The following is a 17108-nucleotide window of genomic DNA, read 5'->3' on the forward strand; positions in this document are numbered from 1 at the left end:
AAATGAACCTTGAAAACTGAACAAGCAAAACGTAATCAATAAAGTTTTTAGTAGCTAACCTTGAGTTAGTGAACGAAACAAAATTTTGGACATCAAACATGATGCCAGCAAAACAATTTGAGCTAATCAAATTTCTTTTTATGGAGAGTTTGATCCTGGCTCAGGACGAACGCTGGCGGCGTGCCTAATACATGCAAGTCGAGCGAACAGAGAAGGAGCTTGCTCCTTTGACGTTAGCGGCGGACGGGTGAGTAACACGTGGGCAACCTACCTTATAGTTTGGGATAACTCCGGGAAACCGGGGCTAATACCGAATAATCTATTTTACTTCATGGTGAAATACTGAAAGACGGTTTCGGCTGTCGCTATAAGATGGGCCCGCGGCGCATTAGCTAGTTGGTGAGGTAACGGCTCACCAAGGCGACGATGCGTAGCCGACCTGAGAGGGTGATCGGCCACACTGGGACTGAGACACGGCCCAGACTCCTACGGGAGGCAGCAGTAGGGAATCTTCCACAATGGGCGAAAGCCTGATGGAGCAACGCCGCGTGAGTGAAGAAGGTTTTCGGATCGTAAAACTCTGTTGTAAGGGAAGAACAAGTACAGTAGTAACTGGCTGTACCTTGACGGTACCTTATTAGAAAGCCACGGCTAACTACGTGCCAGCAGCCGCGGTAATACGTAGGTGGCAAGCGTTGTCCGGAATTATTGGGCGTAAAGCGCGCGCAGGCGGTCCTTTAAGTCTGATGTGAAAGCCCACGGCTCAACCGTGGAGGGTCATTGGAAACTGGGGGACTTGAGTGCAGAAGAGGAAAGTGGAATTCCAAGTGTAGCGGTGAAATGCGTAGAGATTTGGAGGAACACCAGTGGCGAAGGCGACTTTCTGGTCTGTAACTGACGCTGAGGCGCGAAAGCGTGGGGAGCAAACAGGATTAGATACCCTGGTAGTCCACGCCGTAAACGATGAGTGCTAAGTGTTAGGGGGTTTCCGCCCCTTAGTGCTGCAGCTAACGCATTAAGCACTCCGCCTGGGGAGTACGGTCGCAAGACTGAAACTCAAAGGAATTGACGGGGGCCCGCACAAGCGGTGGAGCATGTGGTTTAATTCGAAGCAACGCGAAGAACCTTACCAGGTCTTGACATCCCGTTGACCACTGTAGAGATATGGTTTTCCCTTCGGGGACAACGGTGACAGGTGGTGCATGGTTGTCGTCAGCTCGTGTCGTGAGATGTTGGGTTAAGTCCCGCAACGAGCGCAACCCTTGATCTTAGTTGCCATCATTTAGTTGGGCACTCTAAGGTGACTGCCGGTGACAAACCGGAGGAAGGTGGGGATGACGTCAAATCATCATGCCCCTTATGACCTGGGCTACACACGTGCTACAATGGACGATACAAACGGTTGCCAACTCGCGAGAGGGAGCTAATCCGATAAAGTCGTTCTCAGTTCGGATTGTAGGCTGCAACTCGCCTACATGAAGCCGGAATCGCTAGTAATCGCGGATCAGCATGCCGCGGTGAATACGTTCCCGGGCCTTGTACACACCGCCCGTCACACCACGAGAGTTTGTAACACCCGAAGTCGGTGGGGTAACCTTTTGGAGCCAGCCGCCGAAGGTGGGATAGATGATTGGGGTGAAGTCGTAACAAGGTAGCCGTATCGGAAGGTGCGGCTGGATCACCTCCTTTCTAAGGATATTTTCGGAATACAAACCTAGGGTTTGTAAGATTACGTTTTGCGTTCAGTTTTGAAGGTTTATGAAAAAAATAAAACTTCTAAGAGGGCCTATAGCTCAGCTGGTTAGAGCGCACGCCTGATAAGCGTGAGGTCGATGGTTCGAGTCCATTTAGGCCCACCATATATACCTCTTGGGGCCTTAGCTCAGCTGGGAGAGCGCCTGCCTTGCACGCAGGAGGTCAGCGGTTCGATCCCGCTAGGCTCCACCAATTTTTTGTTCTTTGAAAACTGGATAAAACGACATTGAAATTGTAACAAACACATTTATTTTTTTAAGTTTTTTATAGGCTTAATAACTTGGTTAAGTTATTAAGGGCGCACGGCGAATGCCTTGGCACTAGGAGCCGAAGAAGGACGGCACTAACACCGATATGCTTCGGGGAGCTGTAAGTGAGCTTTGATCCGGAGATTTCCGAATGGGGGAACCCACTACGTTTAATCGCGTAGTATCTTGACGTGAATACATAGCGTCTTGAAGGCAGACCCAGGGAACTGAAACATCTAAGTACCTGGAGGAAGAGAAAGAAAAATCGATTCCCTGAGTAGCGGCGAGCGAAACGGGAAGAGCCCAAACCAAGAGGCTTGCCTCTTGGGGTTGTAGGACACTCAATACGGAGTTACAAAAGAGCGAGTTAGATGAAGCGACTTGGAAAGGTCCGCCAGAGCAGGTAAAAGCCCTGTAGTCGAAAGTTCGTTCTCTCCTGAGTGGATCCTGAGTACGGCGGAACACGTGAAATTCCGTCGGAATCCGGGAGGACCATCTCCCAAGGCTAAATACTACCTAGTGACCGATAGTGAACCAGTACCGTGAGGGAAAGGTGAAAAGCACCCCGGAAGGGGAGTGAAAGAGATCCTGAAACCGTGTGCCTACAAGTAGTTAGAGCCCGTTAATGGGTGATAGCGTGCCTTTTGTAGAATGAACCGGCGAGTTACGATTACGTGCGAGGTTAAGCTTTAGAAGGCGGAGCCGCAGCGAAAGCGAGTCTGAATAGGGCGAATTAGTACGTGGTCGTAGACCCGAAACCAGGTGATCTACCCATGTCCAGGGTGAAGGTGAGGTAACACTTACTGGAGGCCCGAACCCACGCACGTTGAAAAGTGCGGGGATGAGGTGTGGGTAGCGGAGAAATTCCAATCGAACTTGGAGATAGCTGGTTCTCTCCGAAATAGCTTTAGGGCTAGCCTCGTGATGAGAATACTGGAGGTAGAGCACTGTTTGGACTAGGGGGCCATCCCGGTTTACCGAATTCAGACAAACTCCGAATGCCAGATATTTATACACGGGAGTCAGACTGCGAGTGATAAGATCCGTAGTCAAAAGGGAAACAGCCCAGACCACCAGCTAAGGTCCCAAAGTAATCGTTAAGTGGAAAAGGATGTGGCGTTGCACAGACAACCAGGATGTTGGCTTAGAAGCAGCCATCATTTAAAGAGTGCGTAATAGCTCACTGGTCGAGTGACGCTGCGCCGAAAATGTATCGGGGCTAAACGATTCACCGAAGCTGTGGATTGACATCTACGATGTCAGTGGTAGGAGAGCGTTCTAAGTGCGTTGAAGTCAGATCGGAAGGACTGGTGGAGCGCTTAGAAGTGAGAATGCCGGTATGAGTAGCGAAAGACGGGTGAGAATCCCGTCCACCGTATGACTAAGGTTTCCTGAGGAAGGCTCGTCCGCTCAGGGTTAGTCGGGACCTAAGCCGAGGCCGATAGGCGTAGGCGATGGACAACAGGTTGATATTCCTGTACCACCTCCTCACCGTTTGAGAAATGGGGGGACGCAGTAGGATAGGGTAAGCGCGCCGTTGGTTGTGCGCGTCCAAGCAGTAAGGCGTGTGTGTAGGCAAATCCGCACACTGTAACGTTGAGCTGTGATGGCGAGTCCGTATGGACGAAGTTCCTGATTTCACACTGCCAAGAAAAGCCTCTATCGAGGTGAGAGGTGCCCGTACCGCAAACCGACACAGGTAGTCGAGGAGAGAATCCTAAGGTGTGCGAGAGAACTCTCGTTAAGGAACTCGGCAAAATGACCCCGTAACTTCGGGAGAAGGGGTGCTCTTGAGCGTGCAAGCGCATGAGAGCCGCAGTGAATAGGCCCAGGCGACTGTTTAGCAAAAACACAGGTCTCTGCAAAACCGTAAGGTGACGTATAGGGGCTGACGCCTGCCCGGTGCTGGAAGGTTAAGAGGAGTGGTTAGCGCAAGCGAAGCTGCGAATTGAAGCCCCAGTAAACGGCGGCCGTAACTATAACGGTCCTAAGGTAGCGAAATTCCTTGTCGGGTAAGTTCCGACCCGCACGAAAGGCGTAACGATCTGGGCACTGTCTCAACGAGAGACTCGGTGAAATTATAGTACCTGTGAAGATGCAGGTTACCCGCGACAGGACGGAAAGACCCCGTGGAGCTTTACTGTAGCCTGATATTGAATTTTGGTACAACTTGTACAGGATAGGTAGGAGCCAGAGATCTCGGAGCGCCAGCTTCGAAGGAGGCGTCGGTGGGATACTACCCTGGTTGTATTGAAATTCTAACCCATGCCCCTTAGCGGGGCAGGAGACAGTGTCAGGCGGACAGTTTGACTGGGGCGGTCGCCTCCTAAAAGGTAACGGAGGCGCCCAAAGGTTCCCTCAGAATGGTTGGAAATCATTCGTAGAGTGTAAAGGCACAAGGGAGCTTGACTGCGAGACCTACAAGTCGAGCAGGGTCGAAAGACGGGCTTAGTGATCCGGTGGTTCCGCATGGAAGGGCCATCGCTCAACGGATAAAAGCTACCCCGGGGATAACAGGCTTATCTCCCCCAAGAGTCCACATCGACGGGGAGGTTTGGCACCTCGATGTCGGCTCATCGCATCCTGGGGCTGTAGTCGGTCCCAAGGGTTGGGCTGTTCGCCCATTAAAGCGGTACGCGAGCTGGGTTCAGAACGTCGTGAGACAGTTCGGTCCCTATCCGTCGTGGGCGTAGGAAATTTGAGAGGAGCTGTCCTTAGTACGAGAGGACCGGGATGGACACACCGCTGGTGTACCAGTTGTCTTGCCAAAGGCATCGCTGGGTAGCTATGTGTGGACGGGATAAGTGCTGAAAGCATCTAAGCATGAAGCCCCCCTCAAGATGAGATTTCCCATTACGCAAGTAAGTAAGATCCCTCAAAGACGATGAGGTAGATAGGTTCGAGGTGGAAGTGTGGTGACACATGGAGCTGACGAATACTAATCGATCGAGGACTTAACCAAAATGTTTGAAACATTCAATGCACCGTTTATCCAGTTTTGAAAGAACAAATCTTTCAACCAAATACAATGTCTAGTGATGATGGCAAAGAGGTCACACCCGTTCCCATACCGAACACGGAAGTTAAGCTCTTTAGCGCCGATGGTAGTTGGGGGCTTCCCCCTGTGAGAGTAGGACGTCGCTAGGCAAAGAAAACAGTCAGCTGTGTGCTGGCTGTTTTTTTATGAAATTATAAAAAAATATACTAATAAAAAAATCAAGAAGCTAAAATAATTAGCTTCTTGATTTTTTTTAGTTATTTACTTTAGCAAAGATAATTTTTATATAGTTAAAAATACTTAGTGGTATATAGGTATTTAATTATACTTTTTATCAATCTAGATGTAATATCACCTATAATATAATGAGTTAAAATTATGGATTTTGTGGGTATTTAATATTAAGATAGGGAATGGTTATTTTTTCATACTTTTATAGATTGTTTTAGAATATAGATCTATTAAAAAATACATGAATAGGAGTATAAAAATTGATAATACTAGATAGACCTTATGTTTCAGATTTATTAGCGCAAACAGTTAGTAAGAATAAAATTCCGGTTATCAAATTAAATGAAGTTTTTATACCAAACGAATCTGCTATAAATTTAAAAAAGGTAGATGATTTGTTGATTGAATTAGAGAAGGGGAATTCTCCAATTCTCTTTAACTCTGAAAATGGACTTAATATTTTATCAAAATATGCGCCTGATCACTATTTAACAACTGTTACAGATATTTTGAAAAATAAAGTTACTTTCAGGAAAACATTAAGTAGACATTATAAAGATTTCTTTTTCACAGAAGTTTCTCTAAAAGAATTAGAAGAACTAGATTCTAATATACTACCTTTCCCTATTATTGTTAAACCTGCTATAGGATATTCCAGTATAGGTGTACATCGTATTGATAAAGTAGAGGAATATAATGAAACTATTAAACAACTTAAATTTGAAATGGAAGTTACGGGTTCAGAATATCCAATCGAAGTTATAAATAGTCAAACATTTATAATCGAGAAGTTAATTGAAGGTGATGAATACGCTGTTGATGCCTATTTTTCAGAAGATGGGGAACCAGTTATCCTAAATCTTTTTAAAAGAATGTTTAGGCATGAGAAAGACATGAGCGATAGAATTTACTATACGAGTAAGCAAGTAATAAATGAGTCTCTCCACAAAATTCAAGAATTTTTAAGAACTATTTCATCATTCTTCGCTTTAAAACTTGCCCCTCTACATATTGAAGTGCGCATTGATCGTGATGGACAAATTGTTCCTATTGAAGTAAATCCACTAAGATTTGCTGGTATAGGTACAAACGAACTTGGTGTTTATGCATATGGTGTAAACGCATGTGTATACTTTTTTAAACAACAAAAGACCGATTGGGAAAATATAGTTAATCAAATGGATGATTCAATTTATAGTTTCTGTTGTGCTGAAATAGATGCATCTATTGATTGTAAGAAAGTTAAATCTATTAATCATGAAGCATTTAAACTAAATTTTGATGAAATTTTAGAATATCGACCAATAAAAATTAATGAAAGCTCTACTTTTGCTGTAATATTCCATAAATCACCGGATCTAAAAGAAAATATAAGGTTATTGAATTTAGATCTGGATCAATATATTACGTTAAAAGAATTGGTACTTGCTTAACATTGTTTAATTTTTTTATTACAGTTAGGAGCGTTAATGTTGTTAAAAGGAATGACAATTAGAAAGAAAATATTATTAAACGTCTAATGCCTATTGTTGTTATAAGTACAATTTTTAGTTTTGTCATTTTTTTGTAGCTGATCATTTAATTGATGGGTATACTATTCCTCAATTTGAAAAGAGCTTAACAATGCAAATGGAGGAATTTGATGAGCTGTTTGATAAAGAATTAATCAATAGTGCTAAAACAAACAAAAGTGCATATGAAGAATTATTGTCTAAAGGAAATGCTTTTCAAAAAAAGTATGATTTAGAAAATGTTTATATTATGAGTAAAGTAGATAATAAAGAAGTCATTCTATTTTTAGGTAAAGACGATAAGTATTTATCACCACTAGCGTTTACAGATGAACAAAAAGCTGCGTTAGGTACAACAAAAATGGTTACAAGTGATATTTATATAGATGATTACGGTGCTCATAAGAATTGCTTCGACAGTAGAACAAATATCAGCAAGCTCTGAACAAGTATTGGGGACTACTGAGACAACTGTGCAATCATTGGAGCAAACATCAGGAGGTACCCAACATATTGCTTCAACTATGCAAGAGCAATCTGCTTTTATGGAAGAGATGCTAGGAACAGCTAATCAAGTAAACGAGATGGTTGAAAATTTAAAAGGTCAAATTGCACATTTTAAAATCAAGTAATCAAAGCAATAATATGAACTAAGTTAAAAGGATTAGCTCTATACTGATCAGAGCTAGTCCTTTTAATATTTTTAGATCTGTATGATCGTATCAAAGTAGTTTAATAATTCGACAAAATACTCATCGAGTTTGTTCTATTTGTATATAACTCTTTATATAATGTAACGATTACCTTAAAAAAGGAGAGGGAATTTTGTGGATTGATGGTGTTTTTTCTGGTGGAGGTCTGAAGGGGTTTGCATTAGTTGGGGCGTATCAAGTATTAGAAGCTGAAAATTTTCGGTTTAAAAGGGTAGCAGGAACGAGTGCAGGGGCTATTTTAGCTGCTTTTATTGCTTCAGGATATAGCGGTAAAGAAATCCAAACTATACTAGAAGAGTTGGATGTACCTTCATTACTAGATCCAAGGAGAACAATATTACCATTTCCGTTTATGAAGTGGGTCAATGTTTATCACCATTTAGGTTTATATAAAGGAAAAGCTTTGGAAAAATGGTTTTTTCAGAAATTAGCTAAAAAGGGAGTTTATACTTTCGGGGATCTACCTAAAGATTCGTTAAAATTAGTTGCGTCCGATTTAACAAACGGCAGAATCATTGTTTTACCAGATGATTTACACAACTATCATATTGATGCAAGTAATTTCTCGGTGGCTTGTGCATTACGTATGAGCTGTGGGATTCCATTTTTCTTTGAACCGGTCACATTAAAAACAGGGAAAGGTGAATCTGTTATTGTAGATGGTGGTGTATTGAGTAATTTTCCATTATGGGTATTCGATGATAAAGAAGGACGTAAAGTACGACCTATTATAGGGCTAAAATTAAGTAGACGTAGAGAAGAACAATGTCCACACAAAATTAAAAATGGATTGAATTTATTTGAAGCTTTATTTTCGACTATGAAAGATGCTCATGATGAAAGATATATCTCGAGACGACATGAGAGAGATATTATTTTCATTCCTGTCGATGATTATAGTGCTACACAATTTGATTTAGATGAAGAAACTAAAGAAACACTGCTAGAGATCGGCAGAAACCGTACTATTCAATTTTTAAAAACATGGCCAAGATATAAGTTATAAAACTTTTAAAAAAACGATAGAAAACTATTGACGTTCTATAGGAGTAAGTGATATTATATAAAAGTTGCTGCTGAACAAACAGCTAGAACAATATAAAAAAAAAATAACTGTTTGACATTATATACGAAACATGTTATTATATAAAAGTTAACTCTTAACAAAGAGATAACGAAATGAACCTTGAAAACTGAACAAGCAAAACGTAATCAATAAAGTTTTTAGTAGCTAACCTTGAGTTAGTGAACGAAACAAAATTTTGGACATCAAACATGATGCCAGCAAAACAATTTGAGCTAATCAAATTTCTTTTTATGGAGAGTTTGATCCTGGCTCAGGACGAACGCTGGCGGCGTGCCTAATACATGCAAGTCGAGCGAACAGAGAAGGAGCTTGCTCCTTTGACGTTAGCGGCGGACGGGTGAGTAACACGTGGGCAACCTACCTTATAGTTTGGGATAACTCCGGGAAACCGGGGCTAATACCGAATAATCTATTTTACTTCATGGTGAAATACTGAAAGACGGTTTCGGCTGTCGCTATAAGATGGGCCCGCGGCGCATTAGCTAGTTGGTGAGGTAACGGCTCACCAAGGCGACGATGCGTAGCCGACCTGAGAGGGTGATCGGCCACACTGGGACTGAGACACGGCCCAGACTCCTACGGGAGGCAGCAGTAGGGAATCTTCCACAATGGGCGAAAGCCTGATGGAGCAACGCCGCGTGAGTGAAGAAGGTTTTCGGATCGTAAAACTCTGTTGTAAGGGAAGAACAAGTACAGTAGTAACTGGCTGTACCTTGACGGTACCTTATTAGAAAGCCACGGCTAACTACGTGCCAGCAGCCGCGGTAATACGTAGGTGGCAAGCGTTGTCCGGAATTATTGGGCGTAAAGCGCGCGCAGGCGGTCCTTTAAGTCTGATGTGAAAGCCCACGGCTCAACCGTGGAGGGTCATTGGAAACTGGGGGACTTGAGTGCAGAAGAGGAAAGTGGAATTCCAAGTGTAGCGGTGAAATGCGTAGAGATTTGGAGGAACACCAGTGGCGAAGGCGACTTTCTGGTCTGTAACTGACGCTGAGGCGCGAAAGCGTGGGGAGCAAACAGGATTAGATACCCTGGTAGTCCACGCCGTAAACGATGAGTGCTAAGTGTTAGGGGGTTTCCGCCCCTTAGTGCTGCAGCTAACGCATTAAGCACTCCGCCTGGGGAGTACGGTCGCAAGACTGAAACTCAAAGGAATTGACGGGGGCCCGCACAAGCGGTGGAGCATGTGGTTTAATTCGAAGCAACGCGAAGAACCTTACCAGGTCTTGACATCCCGTTGACCACTGTAGAGATATGGTTTTCCCTTCGGGGACAACGGTGACAGGTGGTGCATGGTTGTCGTCAGCTCGTGTCGTGAGATGTTGGGTTAAGTCCCGCAACGAGCGCAACCCTTGATCTTAGTTGCCATCATTTAGTTGGGCACTCTAAGGTGACTGCCGGTGACAAACCGGAGGAAGGTGGGGATGACGTCAAATCATCATGCCCCTTATGACCTGGGCTACACACGTGCTACAATGGACGATACAAACGGTTGCCAACTCGCGAGAGGGAGCTAATCCGATAAAGTCGTTCTCAGTTCGGATTGTAGGCTGCAACTCGCCTACATGAAGCCGGAATCGCTAGTAATCGCGGATCAGCATGCCGCGGTGAATACGTTCCCGGGCCTTGTACACACCGCCCGTCACACCACGAGAGTTTGTAACACCCGAAGTCGGTGGGGTAACCTTTTGGAGCCAGCCGCCGAAGGTGGGATAGATGATTGGGGTGAAGTCGTAACAAGGTAGCCGTATCGGAAGGTGCGGCTGGATCACCTCCTTTCTAAGGATATTTTCGGAATACAAACCTAGGGTTTGTAAGATTACGTTTTGCGTTCAGTTTTGAAGGTTCATTCTTCTGAATGAAATACTTCAAAACTTGTTCTTTGAAAACTGGATAAAACGACATTGAAATTGTAACAAACACATTTATTTTTTAAGTTTTTTTATAGGCTTAATAACTTGGTTAAGTTATTAAGGGCGCACGGCGAATGCCTTGGCACTAGGAGCCGAAGAAGGACGGCACTAACACCGATATGCTTCGGGGAGCTGTAAGTGAGCTTTGATCCGGAGATTTCCGAATGGGGGAACCCACTACGTTTAATCGCGTAGTATCTTGACGTGAATACATAGCGTCTTGAAGGCAGACCCAGGGAACTGAAACATCTAAGTACCTGGAGGAAGAGAAAGAAAAATCGATTCCCTGAGTAGCGGCGAGCGAAACGGGAAGAGCCCAAACCAAGAGGCTTGCCTCTTGGGGTTGTAGGACACTCTATACGGAGTTACAAAAGAGCGAGTTAGATGAAGCGACTTGGAAAGGTCCGCCAGAGCAGGTAAAAGCCCTGTAGTCGAAAGTTCGTTCTCTCCTGAGTGGATCCTGAGTACGGCGGAACACGTGAAATTCCGTCGGAATCCGGGAGGACCATCTCCCAAGGCTAAATACTACCTAGTGACCGATAGTGAACCAGTACCGTGAGGGAAAGGTGAAAAGCACCCCGGAAGGGGAGTGAAAGAGATCCTGAAACCGTGTGCCTACAAGTAGTTAGAGCCCGTTAATGGGTGATAGCGTGCCTTTTGTAGAATGAACCGGCGAGTTACGATTACGTGCGAGGTTAAGCTTTAGAAGGCGGAGCCGCAGCGAAAGCGAGTCTGAATAGGGCGAATTAGTACGTGGTCGTAGACCCGAAACCAGGTGATCTACCCATGTCCAGGGTGAAGGTGAGGTAACACTTACTGGAGGCCCGAACCCACGCACGTTGAAAAGTGCGGGGATGAGGTGTGGGTAGCGGAGAAATTCCAATCGAACTTGGAGATAGCTGGTTCTCTCCGAAATAGCTTTAGGGCTAGCCTCGTGATGAGAATACTGGAGGTAGAGCACTGTTTGGACTAGGGGGCCATCCCGGTTTACCGAATTCAGACAAACTCCGAATGCCAGATATTTATACACGGGAGTCAGACTGCGAGTGATAAGATCCGTAGTCAAAAGGGAAACAGCCCAGACCACCAGCTAAGGTCCCAAAGTAATCGTTAAGTGGAAAAGGATGTGGCGTTGCACAGACAACCAGGATGTTGGCTTAGAAGCAGCCATCATTTAAAGAGTGCGTAATAGCTCACTGGTCGAGTGACGCTGCGCCGAAAATGTATCGGGGCTAAACGATTCACCGAAGCTGTGGATTGACATCTACGATGTCAGTGGTAGGAGAGCGTTCTAAGTGCGTTGAAGTCAGATCGGAAGGACTGGTGGAGCGCTTAGAAGTGAGAATGCCGGTATGAGTAGCGAAAGACGGGTGAGAATCCCGTCCACCGTATGACTAAGGTTTCCTGAGGAAGGCTCGTCCGCTCAGGGTTAGTCGGGACCTAAGCCGAGGCCGATAGGCGTAGGTGATGGACAACAGGTTGATATTCCTGTACCACCTCCTCACCGTTTGAGAAATGGGGGGACGCAGTAGGATAGGGTAAGCGCGCCGTTGGTTGTGCGCGTCCAAGCAGTAAGGCGTGTGTGTAGGCAAATCCGCACACTGTAACGTTGAGCTGTGATGGCGAGTCCGTATGGACGAAGTTCCTGATTTCACACTGCCAAGAAAAGCCTCTATCGAGGTGAGAGGTGCCCGTACCGCAAACCGACACAGGTAGTCGAGGAGAGAATCCTAAGGTGTGCGAGAGAACTCTCGTTAAGGAACTCGGCAAAATGACCCCGTAACTTCGGGAGAAGGGGTGCTCTTGAGCGTGCAAGCGCATGAGAGCCGCAGTGAATAGGCCCAGGCGACTGTTTAGCAAAAACACAGGTCTCTGCAAAACCGTAAGGTGACGTATAGGGGCTGACGCCTGCCCGGTGCTGGAAGGTTAAGAGGAGTGGTTAGCGCAAGCGAAGCTGCGAATTGAAGCCCCAGTAAACGGCGGCCGTAACTATAACGGTCCTAAGGTAGCGAAATTCCTTGTCGGGTAAGTTCCGACCCGCACGAAAGGCGTAACGATCTGGGCACTGTCTCAACGAGAGACTCGGTGAAATTATAGTACCTGTGAAGATGCAGGTTACCCGCGACAGGACGGAAAGACCCCGTGGAGCTTTACTGTAGCCTGATATTGAATTTTGGTACAACTTGTACAGGATAGGTAGGAGCCAGAGATCTCGGAGCGCCAGCTTCGAAGGAGGCGTCGGTGGGATACTACCCTGGTTGTATTGAAATTCTAACCCATGCCCCTTAGCGGGGCAGGAGACAGTGTCAGGCGGACAGTTTGACTGGGGCGGTCGCCTCCTAAAAGGTAACGGAGGCGCCCAAAGGTTCCCTCAGAATGGTTGGAAATCATTCGTAGAGTGTAAAGGCACAAGGGAGCTTGACTGCGAGACCTACAAGTCGAGCAGGGTCGAAAGACGGGCTTAGTGATCCGGTGGTTCCGCATGGAAGGGCCATCGCTCAACGGATAAAAGCTACCCCGGGGATAACAGGCTTATCTCCCCCAAGAGTCCACATCGACGGGGAGGTTTGGCACCTCGATGTCGGCTCATCGCATCCTGGGGCTGTAGTCGGTCCCAAGGGTTGGGCTGTTCGCCCATTAAAGCGGTACGCGAGCTGGGTTCAGAACGTCGTGAGACAGTTCGGTCCCTATCCGTCGTGGGCGTAGGAAATTTGAGAGGAGCTGTCCTTAGTACGAGAGGACCGGGATGGACACACCGCTGGTGTACCAGTTGTCTTGCCAAAGGCATCGCTGGGTAGCTATGTGTGGACGGGATAAGTGCTGAAAGCATCTAAGCATGAAGCCCCCCTCAAGATGAGATTTCCCATTACGCAAGTAAGTAAGATCCCTCAAAGACGATGAGGTAGATAGGTTCGAGGTGGAAGTGTGGTGACACATGGAGCTGACGAATACTAATCGATCGAGGACTTAACCAAAATGTTTGAAACATTCAATGCACCGTTTATCCAGTTTTGAAAGAACAAAACCTTTCATATAAGGGTTTCAAGATACGAGTAGTTCGAGGAAGCGATGGAGAGAGGGAAGGAGCGTACTCAAGTACGTGACTGACTGAGCGACAGAAGCTGACGAAGAAATACGACGTATATTGGAAGCCGAAGAGAGCTTCAAGACACAAGTAGTACAAGGAAGCAAACGAGTGAATGAGGGAGCGTACCTCTGTACGTGACCGATTGAGCGAGAAAAGCTGACGCAGTAATACGCCGTGTATTGGAGGTCGACAATAGTCTAGTGATGATGGCAAAGAGGTCACACCCGTTCCCATACCGAACACGGAAGTTAAGCTCTTTAGCGCCGATGGTAGTTGGGGGCTTCCCCCTGTGAGAGTAGGACGTCGCTAGGCAAAGAAAACAGTCAGCTGTGTGCTGGCTGTTTTTTTATTTTTTATGAAAATCATTAATAATTTATCAATAATTTTGCAAAACTTGCTTAAAATTAAGATAAGACGGATTTTAGCTAATGTTTATATACTAATTGAAGAAAGAAAATTGAAAAGGCCTCATTTTTGTCCATGTGAAAGGGGACGAAAGACTATTATAATTACTACCTTGAAAAATCTGAATTGTCTTTCTTTTATAAGTTTCTTGACAGTAGCCTAGCTCGTTGTTAATCTTACAATTAATATTCTTTTCACTATAGGAGGAAGTTACGAAAATGTGGGAAACTAAATTTGCCAAAGAAGGTTTAACTTTTGATGATGTATTATTAGTACCAGCTCATTCAGAAGTATTACCGAAAGATGTTGATTTATCAGTTCAACTAACACCGAAGATTAAATTAAATATTCCAATGGTCAGTGCGGGCATGGATACAGTTACAGAATCTAAAATGGCAATTGCTATGGCACGTCAAGGTGGTATCGGTATTATCCATAAGAACATGGGTATTGATGAGCAAGCTGAGCAAGTAGAAAAAGTAAAACGTTCTGAAAATGGTGTTATTACAAACCCATTCTTCTTAACTCCGACTCACCAAGTTTTTGATGCTGAACATTTAATGGGCAAATACCGAATTTCGGGTGTACCAATTGTTGATAGTATGGAAAACCAAAAGCTAGTTGGGATCATTACAAACCGTGACTTACGTTTTATTTCTGACTATTCTTTAAAAATTGAAGACGTTATGACAAAAGAAGATTTGATTACAGCTCCTGTTGGAACGACTTTAGAGGATGCTGAAAAGATTCTTCAACAATATAAAATCGAAAAGCTACCAATTGTAGATGAAGAAGGTAAATTAACTGGATTAATCACAATTAAGGATATCGAAAAAGTAATTGAGTTCCCTAACGCTGCAAAAGACATACACGGTCGTTTATTAGTAGGGGCAGCAGTTGGTGTTTCAAAAGATACGATGCTACGTATTGAGAAGCTTGTTGAAGCACAAGTAGATATCGTAGTAATCGATACAGCACACGGTCATTCTGAGGGAGTATTACAAACAATTCGCTCTATCCGTGAATCATATCCAGAGCTAGAAATTATCGCTGGTAACGTGGCAACAGGTGAAGGTGCACGCGCATTATTTGAAGCTGGTGCAGATGTAGTGAAAGTTGGTATTGGACCAGGTTCTATCTGTACTACACGCGTAGTAGCTGGTGTAGGTGTACCACAAATTACAGCTGTTTACGATTGTGCAACAGTAGCTCGTGAGCTTGGTAAAACAATTATTGCTGATGGAGGCATTAAATACTCTGGAGACATTGTAAAAGCTCTTGCAGCAGGTGGTAACGTTGTAATGCTTGGTTCACTTCTTGCAGGTACTTCTGAATCTCCTGGCGAAACTGAAATCTTCCAAGGTCGTCGTTTCAAAGTTTATCGTGGTATGGGTTCAATTGGAGCTATGGAAAAGGGTTCAAAAGATCGTTATTTCCAAGAAGATGCGAAAAAATTAGTACCAGAAGGTATTGAGGGCCGTCTTCCATACAAAGGACCTCTAGCAGATACAATTTATCAACTAATCGGTGGTATTCGTGCAGGTATGGGCTATTGCGGATCACCTAACCTTGAGTTCTTACGTGAAAATGCTCAGTTTGTTCGAATGACAGGTGCAGGTCTACGTGAATCACATCCACATGATGTACAAATCACAAAAGAATCACCAAACTATTCGATGTAATATATTACTAGCAACTTTTATGCTCTCGAATCGTCTACAAAGATGGCGCGAGAGCATTTTTTTTATGGTAGAGAGTGCGCACGGAAGTAACTTTCTATGATAAAATGTCGAGGACAAGATTATTTTTTTGGAGGGCTTTAAAGGTGAAAAAGACAATGAACACAGTTATCCGCTTGCTCCTAATTCCTGTTTTGTTATTTAGTGTTTTAGCAGCTGTTCCTGCGAAGGCACATGCAGAATCAGATTTAGGATTAAAAGTGGATGCTGCGATTTTAATTGACGCAGATTCAGGTAAAATTTTATATGAACAAAATGCAGATACATCACTAGGTATTGCGAGTATGACAAAAATGATGACTGAATACTTGTTATTGGACGCAATTGATGCAGGTACAGTTAAGTGGGATCAGGAATATCATGTAACGGATTATACGTATAAATTGTCTCAAGATCGTGCGTTAAGTAATGTACCATTGCGTAGAGACGGGTCTTACACAATTCGTGAATTGTATGAGGCGATGGCAATTTACTCTGCAAATGCTGCTACAGTGGCTATAGCAGAAACAATTGCGGGTACTGAAACTGAGTTTTTAAAGCTAATGAATAAAAAAGCAGAAGAGCTTGGTCTTACAGACTATAAATTCGTAAACTCTACTGGTCTTAACAATGCAAATTTATTTGGCATGCAGCCAGCCGGTACTGGACCAAATGATGAAAATGTAATGCCTGCTAAATCTGTAGCCAAATTAGCATATCATTTACTAAAAGATCATCCGGATGTATTAAAAACTTCTAAAATTGCAAAGAAAACTTTCCGTGAAGGTACAGAAGATGCAATTAAAATGGAGAACTGGAACTTTATGTTGCCAGGATTAGTATACCAATATGAAGGCGTTGATGGATTAAAAACAGGAACAACAGACTTTGCTGGACATTGCTTTACAGGTACTGCAGAGCGTAATGGTACACGTTTAATTGCTGTTGTTATGAAGGCTGTAGATGCAAATGGAGAAGGCTCATATAAAGCACGCTTCGATGAAACAGCTAAATTATTTAACTATGGCTTCTCACAATTCTCGAAACAAGAAATTCTCCCGGCAAACTATACGTTTAAAGATCAAGAAACAGTAAAAGTTACGAAAGGTAAAGAAAAGAATGTAGCGATTGCTGTTAAAGAACCAGTTTCATTTATGGTCAAGTCATCTGAGAAAGACTTATATAAACCTAAACTAGTATTAGATAAAAAGAGTATTGAAGCAGAGGTCAAGAAGGATACACCTGTCGGAAAGGTAGTTATTGAGCGCTCAGAAGGCACAGATTACGGTTTTATTGACGGTAAGGAACTTTCAGCTGATGTTGTCACTACGGAGGCTGTAGAGCGTGCTAATGGTATCTCGCTATTCTTCCAAGGTGTTGGTAGCTTCTTCGGTAACTTATGGAGTGGTATTACCGACTTTGTTGGTGGCTTATTTTAATA

The 17108-nt window shown here is 44.1% G+C and carries 6 protein-coding genes, 2 tRNA genes and 6 rRNA genes; all 14 read left to right on the top strand.

Features of this window, described 5'->3' with window-relative positions:
- The first annotated feature begins 137 nt into the window (after positions 1-137).
- The 14 genes from AB9L17_RS00080 (at position 138) to AB9L17_RS00145 (ending at position 17106) form a co-directional block, all read left to right on the top strand.
- Positions 138-1689, top strand: a 16S ribosomal RNA gene (locus tag AB9L17_RS00080).
- A 93-nt stretch (positions 1690-1782) separates the two neighbouring features.
- Positions 1783-1859 (top strand) — tRNA-Ile (locus AB9L17_RS00085).
- A 12-nt stretch (positions 1860-1871) separates the two neighbouring features.
- Positions 1872-1947 (top strand) — tRNA-Ala (locus AB9L17_RS00090).
- A 90-nt stretch (positions 1948-2037) separates the two neighbouring features.
- Positions 2038-4965 (top strand): 23S ribosomal RNA (locus tag AB9L17_RS00095).
- Between the two features lie 69 nt (positions 4966-5034).
- Positions 5035-5150: ribosomal RNA gene (rrf, locus tag AB9L17_RS00100) — 5S ribosomal RNA — on the top strand.
- Together the 16S, 23S and 5S rRNA genes with 2 tRNA genes alongside form the textbook arrangement of a ribosomal RNA operon.
- Before the next feature lie 342 nt (positions 5151-5492).
- Positions 5493-6665, top strand: a complete 1173-nt coding sequence (locus AB9L17_RS00105) for an ATP-grasp domain-containing protein (RefSeq protein ID WP_375199912.1) — start codon at positions 5493-5495, stop codon at positions 6663-6665.
- Between the two features lie 190 nt (positions 6666-6855).
- On the top strand, positions 6856-7188 hold the full coding sequence (locus tag AB9L17_RS00110) for a hypothetical protein (RefSeq protein WP_223557144.1): 333 nt from the start codon (positions 6856-6858) through the stop codon (positions 7186-7188).
- A 7-nt stretch (positions 7189-7195) separates the two neighbouring features.
- Positions 7196-7375 (top strand): hypothetical protein, encoded by a 180-nt coding sequence (locus AB9L17_RS00115; protein WP_223557146.1) that lies wholly within the window; start codon positions 7196-7198, stop codon positions 7373-7375.
- Between the two features lie 193 nt (positions 7376-7568).
- Entirely contained in the window at positions 7569-8462 is an 894-nt protein-coding gene (locus AB9L17_RS00120; RefSeq protein ID WP_223557148.1) for a patatin-like phospholipase family protein, read from the top strand.
- 308 nt (positions 8463-8770) lie between these two features.
- Positions 8771-10322: ribosomal RNA gene (locus tag AB9L17_RS00125) — 16S ribosomal RNA — on the top strand.
- Between the two features lie 181 nt (positions 10323-10503).
- Positions 10504-13431 (top strand): 23S ribosomal RNA (locus AB9L17_RS00130).
- Positions 13432-13740: 309 nt separating this feature from the next.
- A 5S ribosomal RNA gene (rrf, locus tag AB9L17_RS00135) occupies positions 13741-13856 on the top strand.
- A gap of 311 nt (positions 13857-14167) precedes the next feature.
- The gene (gene guaB, locus AB9L17_RS00140) at positions 14168-15631 is read left to right on the top strand and encodes an IMP dehydrogenase (protein ID WP_068986815.1); all 1464 of its coding nucleotides are present in this window, start codon (positions 14168-14170) and stop codon (positions 15629-15631) included.
- 143 nt (positions 15632-15774) lie between these two features.
- Entirely contained in the window at positions 15775-17106 is a 1332-nt protein-coding gene (locus AB9L17_RS00145; RefSeq protein WP_223556726.1) for a D-alanyl-D-alanine carboxypeptidase family protein, read from the top strand.
- Positions 17107-17108: the final 2 nt, after the last annotated feature.

This window comes from Lysinibacillus sp. RS11, from assembly GCF_042019215.1.
GTDB classification, from domain to species: Bacteria; Bacillota; Bacilli; order Bacillales_A; family Planococcaceae; genus Lysinibacillus; species Lysinibacillus xylanilyticus_A.

Excerpts from the sequence above, each read along its gene's own strand:
- AB9L17_RS00110 (WP_223557144.1), top strand. The coding sequence starts at position 6,856 with ATGCAAATGGAGGAATTTGATGAGCTGTTTGATAAAGAATTAATCAAT.
- guaB (WP_068986815.1), top strand. The coding sequence starts at position 14,168 with ATGTGGGAAACTAAATTTGCCAAAGAAGGTTTAACTTTTGATGATGTA.